The following is a 5,591-nucleotide window of genomic DNA, read 5'->3' as shown; positions in this document are numbered from 1 at the left end:
TGTTAACAGATGGTTATCAATCGTTTGTTGAATCGTCTATGACTTACTCTTAAGCAGATCTGAGAACACGACATGCAGATCACTAGAAGCTGTGCTGCTGTCTAGGTTGAGCTTCGAACGAATATGGCTTAGGTGTTCTTGCATCAACTCTACGGCTTGTTGTTCATTGCCTGACTCTATCGCATCCAGTAAGCCTGAGTGTTCGTCTAGAGAACAGTTCGAGTGGTTGCCCGTTTCGTACTGAGCGATCAGCAGTGAAGTTTGCGATACCAAGCTGCGTTGGAAAGCCAGCAGTGGCGCGTTCTCTGCCATTTCAGCCAATTTGATGTGGAACTCACCAGACAAACGTAGGCCAGAGCCGTAATCGCCTTGGTCGAAAGCACAGTTCTCTTTCGCGACTAATTTTCTGCATTCTTCTATTTGAGCTTTGGTTGCGTTTTTCACCGCCAGCTCAGTGATAGCAATTTCCATCACTTCACGTGCTTTAAAGATTTGTTTGGCTTCGTCAACCGTTGGGGCTGCAATCACAGCTCCTCGGTTAGGACGGATCACCACAACTTGTTCTAAAGAAAGACGCAGTAAGGCACGGCGGATAATGGTGCGGCTAACGCTAAAGATTTCTGCTAACGCTTCTTCGCTTAATTTGGTGGCTGGTGGCAGCCTTTGTTCTAGTATCGCGTCGAAGATATGGCAGTAAACAACATCGTCTTGAGTCTGGCCTGTTACTTTTGTTTTTACACCTTTGGAGACAGAATTTTTGAGAGCTGTCATAGAGATAAGGGCCCTTGTTTAGTCGAGTTGGGTTGGTCGAGAATAATTCATGAGTGTTACTCTATATTGTATACATTTATCTATACAATGCCACCGGATGAAAGTGCGATGCACGCTTATTTGTTAATGACTTATAACATTTAGTTTGCAGTGAACTGCGTGCGTTCTAAAGCTTTAAGTCATTCTTATTGAACTAGACGCGATTATCGCCACAGCTGTAGGCGACGATCTGGCTTATTTCGCTCAGGGTACGACCTGATTGCTGCTGCCACTCGTTGAAAGCCTTACTTGCCGCGACTTGTGCTCGTTTGGTGTTACGACCGCTATCAATCACATCTGTGCTGCGCAGGTGCGCTTCAACGTCAGAAGATAAGATAAACGTGTCTTTTCCCATTTGGCGCAAGGTGTAAGCACCTGTGTTACCACCTAATCGCTTACCGTGTTTCTTCAGATAATCCCAAAGTTCTGTAATTCGTTCTGATGGCCAGTCGGCAACCATTTGTGAGAAGGAATCCGCTTCACGCTTGGCATTGTGGATCATCATTGCATTGGCAGGGATGGTCATCACCTTGGTGAGGTGGCGAATAATGCGTGGATCTTGCGCTTTTTGTTCCCACATCTCATTCGGCAGCATCAGCATTTTTTCGATATTGAATTCAAAGAACACTTCTTCAAATTGCGGCCATTTCTTTCTCACCACATTCCACGAAATACCACACTGGAATACCTTCTCGGTAAAAGCGGCTAGCCAACGGTCGTCGGTAATTTGTGATAACTCGGTCTGTGAAAGAGGCGCACGAACAATCTTTTCGAGCTCTGCTGCGCCACCTTTACGGTGAGCGGCACGTTGGTAAATGGTGTCGAATTTTTCTTGGGTCATTGAAGGTTCCAAATTACATCTGTGTATCTTGAGTATGTAGCCAATGCTTAATGATATGGGGTCAAATCTAGTAATTAAAACGAACTAGCTAAGCTTTAATTCCATTTGATATAGAGGCCAGGTTTTGCCATTGAATTCTTTGAACTTGGGTTCTTTGTCGACCACTTGAAAGCCAGCTTTGTCGTAGCAACGTTTTGCTCCGATATTCTGTTGAAAGACCGCCAAGCTGATGGTGGTGACATCAGGGATTTGTTTCGCAGCGTCTAATGCACTTTCTATCATGGATTGCCCAAATCCTTTGCCTCGTTGGTTTGGGTGAATGGCCACTCGGCAGAATCGAAGTTCACTGTCTGACATACGTTGAAACTCCATAAACCCGATCAGTTCTGAGTTATTGCCGTTCGAATTCAGTTCAGAGAGAGCACTAGACTCAGAGAAGGTATATAGCTCAACTTGAGGCTCTTGAGAGCGTTCGATGATGGAGGCGGCTTCTAACGGCCAACCAAAGGTTCGTCCGCCCCACAGTACATAGTCTTCGAGTGATGTGAACCAAGTGACGATCTCATTGGCATCGGAGGCTTTAAAGCGGTTTATTTCCATACCCTTGTCTCTTCCTTATCGCGTGTCTCTTTTTCTAAACCGCTAAACTTCCGTGCCCAACTGCTCAAGAAAGCCACGCATGTAGTCGGTTCGCTTGTTGGCTTCTAACTTGGCGGACTCTGTATTCATGGTTTCAGCGAGCTTAAACAGCTTCACGTAGAAGTGGTCGACGCTGTAATGCTTGTCATCTAAGTCACGATGTTCCGCGAACGGGTCTTCGTGGTTATACAGTTCAGCGTTAAAGCTCTGACCCACATACAAACAGCGAGCGATACCAATTGCACCGAGAGAATCAAGGCGATCGGCATCTTGGACGATCTGAGCTTCTAAGGTTTCAGGTGTGATGTTGGCACTGTAGCTGTGCGTGACAATGGCATGATGGATCTCATCAAGATAGGACGCGGGGTAGTCGATAGATTTGAGGAAAGAGATCGCCTTATCTGCTGCCATTTGCGAGCTTTGGGCTCTGTCTGGGTGGTTCTTAGGAAAGGTGAAGCAATCATGAAGATACGCGGCGGGTAACACGACTTCAAGCTTAGCTTGTTCTTGATCGCACAAAGCTTTTGCGGTTTTGACGACACGCTTAATATGGCTGATGTCGTGTGCTGCATCTTGTGTCATTTCTTGCTGTGCAAACTCAAGCAGTTGGTCTTCAAACTTTTCCTTCACGCGTCTCTGTCTCCATATTTAGACGTTAGCAATCTTGCTGATTACTTAGCATTTATCCCAAATCGACTTTAACAGTTTCAAGCGCGAGTTTTTATCTTTTATAAAAAGTATATCAACAAAAAAACCGACTCTGTGAGTCGGCTTAATAGAGGGGCTTGTCTACGTTGATAAAAGCATTATCAACGGCAGTCAGAGCTTAAGCTGCAGCTTGTTGAAGCTGTGCTAGCACATCATGCAGAGAAGGGCTGATGGTGTGTCCAAGCGCTTTCACTTCGTCACATGGCTCTACTAAATCAGGGATCTGGAAGCTGATCATGTTGGCTGCCATAGAAGCGCGAATTCCGTTGTTCGAATCTTCGAACGCTAGGCAGGTTTCAGGCGCAACACCTAGGCGTTCAGCCGCCAGCAAGTAAATCTCTGGGTGAGGTTTGCCGTGAGTCACTTCGCAGCCTGTGCTTAATGAGGCGAAGTACGAATCTAGGCCAGCTAGCTCAAGCTTCTTCTTTGCGATATCAAGCTGAGTGGAGGTCGCTACCGCGATTGGAATGTCATTCGATTTTAGCCATTCAAGCAGCTCAATCACGCCATCTTTTACCGGGATTGCTTGGTTTTTAACAATTGCACTGTAGCGGGTGCGCCATTCATTATTCAGCGCTGGGTAATCTAACCCTTCACCGTAACCATTTCGAAAAATCTGTTCGATGGTTTTTGCGTTACAACCAATGATGCCTAGGTAAACATCCTGCAAAAACGGAACACCTTGCGCGTGACATGCTTCTTCAAAAACTTGCATACAAAGTCGCTCGGTGTCGAGCAGCAGCCCATCCATATCAAAAATAGCAGCTTGAAAATTCATATCCGTGGTTCTTTATGTGTTGTCATCGTGAGGGCGGGTATTTTGACATAGTGTCTAGTGATAGGCGAGTCAACGTTCAGTAAGAATATATCCAATCGGCTTGGCAATATGCTTCTGCATGACTTTAAATGTGATTGATTGTGGTTGAAATAATATCGTTCAGTTATGAGCCTTGTGTTTTATAGGCCATCCAGATCTAACAGAAACAATTATGATTATTCCACATAACAAATCTAGCTTGTGCGTCTGGCTTCTTATTACATTTCATAAACTTACAGGTCGGTTTACGTGACCATAATCTTATAAAAAACAATTACCGGGAGCCTGCAATCATAGTGTGACCAAGCAATAAGTAAATGGCTGAGCTTAGGGAGAAAATAACATTAGTCCACATTTTTAGCAGGGTTGCTTATGTTGTATTTTGAGTTTCTATTTTTATTAGTCGTCCTTTATATCGGATCTCGGTATGGCGGTATTGGCTTAGGTGTTGTTTCGGGTATTGGTTTGGTTATCGAGGTGTTTGTCTTCAAGATGCCACCAACCTCTCCACCTGTCACCGTAATGCTGATCATCCTCGCCGTTGTTACTTGTGCTTCGATTCTCGAAGCGGCAGGTGGCTTGAAATACATGCTGCAAGTGGCGGAAAGGGTGCTAAGAAAGAACCCGAAACGCGTTACCCTGATAGCTCCGTTCGTGACTTACTCGATGACTTTCCTATTGGGTACTGGCCACGCGGTTTACTCTATCATGCCGATCATTGGCGATGTCGCACTGAAGAACGGGATTCGTCCTGAGCGTCCAATGGCAGCTGCGTCTGTCGCGTCTCAACTAGCTATTACCGCATCACCAATTTCAGCCGCTGTGGTGTACTACCTCGCGCAGCTTTCTGATATTCAACACTCTATTACACTGCTTTCCATTTTGATGGTGACGGTGCCTGCAACGCTGTTTGGTACGTTTTTGCTTTCTTTGTACAGCCTGAAACGCGGCAAAGAACTGAACGACGATCCTGAATACCAAGCTCGTCTAAAAGATCCTGAGTGGAAAAAGCGTATCGAAAGCACTACTGCGACGTCTTTGGATGAAGTGCTGCCAACCTCGGCTCGTAATGCGGTTTTGATTTTCCTATTGTCGATTGTGGTGATTGTTATCGTGGCGATGGTGCCTGAGATCAGAACCATCGTTGACGGCGACAAGCCAATCAAGATGTCGGTGATCATCCAAATGATGATGCTCTGCTTCGGCGGTATCATTTTGCTGGCGACTAAAACTGACCCGCGAGATGTGCCAAACGGTGTGGTATTCAAATCGGGTATGGTGGCGGCGATTGCGATCTTCGGTATCGCTTGGATGTCGGATACCTACTTCCAATACGCAATGCCTCAGTTCAAGTCTGGCATCGTGGAAATGGTGACCAACTACCCATGGACGTTCGCACTAGCGCTATTCATCGTATCGGTTGTGGTGAACTCACAAGCAGCAACAGCACGTATGATGCTACCGGTTGGCCTTGGCTTAGGGTTAGACCCAGCACTGCTTATCGGCTTGATGCCTGCGGTTTACGGCTACTTCTTCATCCCGAACTACCCATCAGATATCGCAACGGTGAACTTCGATGTCTCTGGCACCACCAAGATTGGTAAGTGGTACTTCAACCATTCATTCATGTCGGTTGGTTTAATCGGTGTAGTAGGCGCATGTTGCTTAGGCTACGCACTGGCACAGATTTTTATCGCTTAATGTATTAGCTTTCTTTGAGATAGCTAAGACAACAAACAAAAACAGCGCCTGAATTGGCTAATGCCGATCAGTTAA

Annotated in this window: 6 protein-coding genes; 1 reads left to right on the top strand and 5 read right to left on the bottom strand. The window is 45.9% G+C overall.

The window, feature by feature from the left end:
* Nucleotides 1–36: 36 nt before the first annotated feature.
* From AB4351_RS18705 to AB4351_RS18685, 5 genes are all read right to left on the bottom strand, one after another.
* A complete protein-coding gene (locus tag AB4351_RS18705) occupies nucleotides 37–771 on the bottom strand; it encodes a GntR family transcriptional regulator (RefSeq protein ID WP_017071662.1) in 735 nt (244 codons plus the stop codon).
* A gap of 193 nt (nucleotides 772–964) precedes the next feature.
* Nucleotides 965–1,651, bottom strand: a complete 687-nt coding sequence (locus tag AB4351_RS18700) for a DNA-3-methyladenine glycosylase I (RefSeq protein ID WP_061033026.1) — start codon at nucleotides 1,649–1,651, stop codon at nucleotides 965–967.
* 84 nt (nucleotides 1,652–1,735) lie between these two features.
* On the bottom strand, nucleotides 1,736–2,251 hold the full coding sequence (locus AB4351_RS18695) for an N-acetyltransferase (protein WP_102320853.1): 516 nt from the start codon (nucleotides 2,249–2,251) through the stop codon (nucleotides 1,736–1,738).
* 42 nt (nucleotides 2,252–2,293) lie between these two features.
* A complete protein-coding gene (locus tag AB4351_RS18690; protein WP_372102140.1) occupies nucleotides 2,294–2,920 on the bottom strand; it encodes an HD domain-containing protein in 627 nt (208 codons plus the stop codon).
* A 196-nt stretch (nucleotides 2,921–3,116) separates the two neighbouring features.
* Nucleotides 3,117–3,776, bottom strand: coding sequence for an HAD family phosphatase (locus AB4351_RS18685; RefSeq protein WP_136974166.1), 660 nt, complete (start codon nucleotides 3,774–3,776; stop codon nucleotides 3,117–3,119).
* A 411-nt stretch (nucleotides 3,777–4,187) separates the two neighbouring features.
* On the opposite strand from AB4351_RS18685, the gene AB4351_RS18680 reads away from it, so the two are divergent.
* The gene (locus tag AB4351_RS18680; protein ID WP_010432780.1) at nucleotides 4,188–5,516 is read left to right on the top strand and encodes an anaerobic C4-dicarboxylate transporter; all 1,329 of its coding nucleotides are present in this window, start codon (nucleotides 4,188–4,190) and stop codon (nucleotides 5,514–5,516) included.
* Nucleotides 5,517–5,591: the final 75 nt, after the last annotated feature.

Source organism: Vibrio sp. 10N.261.51.F11 (assembly GCF_041471665.1).
Classification (GTDB): domain Bacteria; phylum Pseudomonadota; class Gammaproteobacteria; order Enterobacterales; family Vibrionaceae; genus Vibrio; species Vibrio crassostreae_C.
The sequence above is the reverse complement of the archived record's forward strand: the minus strand, read 5'-3'. Positions and strand labels throughout refer to the sequence as shown.

Excerpts from the sequence above, each read along its gene's own strand:
- AB4351_RS18685 (WP_136974166.1), bottom strand. The coding sequence starts at position 3,776 with ATGAATTTTCAAGCTGCTATTTTTGATATGGATGGGCTGCTGCTCGAC.
- AB4351_RS18695 (WP_102320853.1), bottom strand. The coding sequence starts at position 2,251 with ATGGAAATAAACCGCTTTAAAGCCTCCGATGCCAATGAGATCGTCACT.
- AB4351_RS18700 (WP_061033026.1), bottom strand. The coding sequence starts at position 1,651 with ATGACCCAAGAAAAATTCGACACCATTTACCAACGTGCCGCTCACCGT.
- AB4351_RS18680 (WP_010432780.1), top strand. The coding sequence starts at position 4,188 with ATGTTGTATTTTGAGTTTCTATTTTTATTAGTCGTCCTTTATATCGGA.
- AB4351_RS18705 (WP_017071662.1), bottom strand. The coding sequence starts at position 771 with ATGACAGCTCTCAAAAATTCTGTCTCCAAAGGTGTAAAAACAAAAGTA.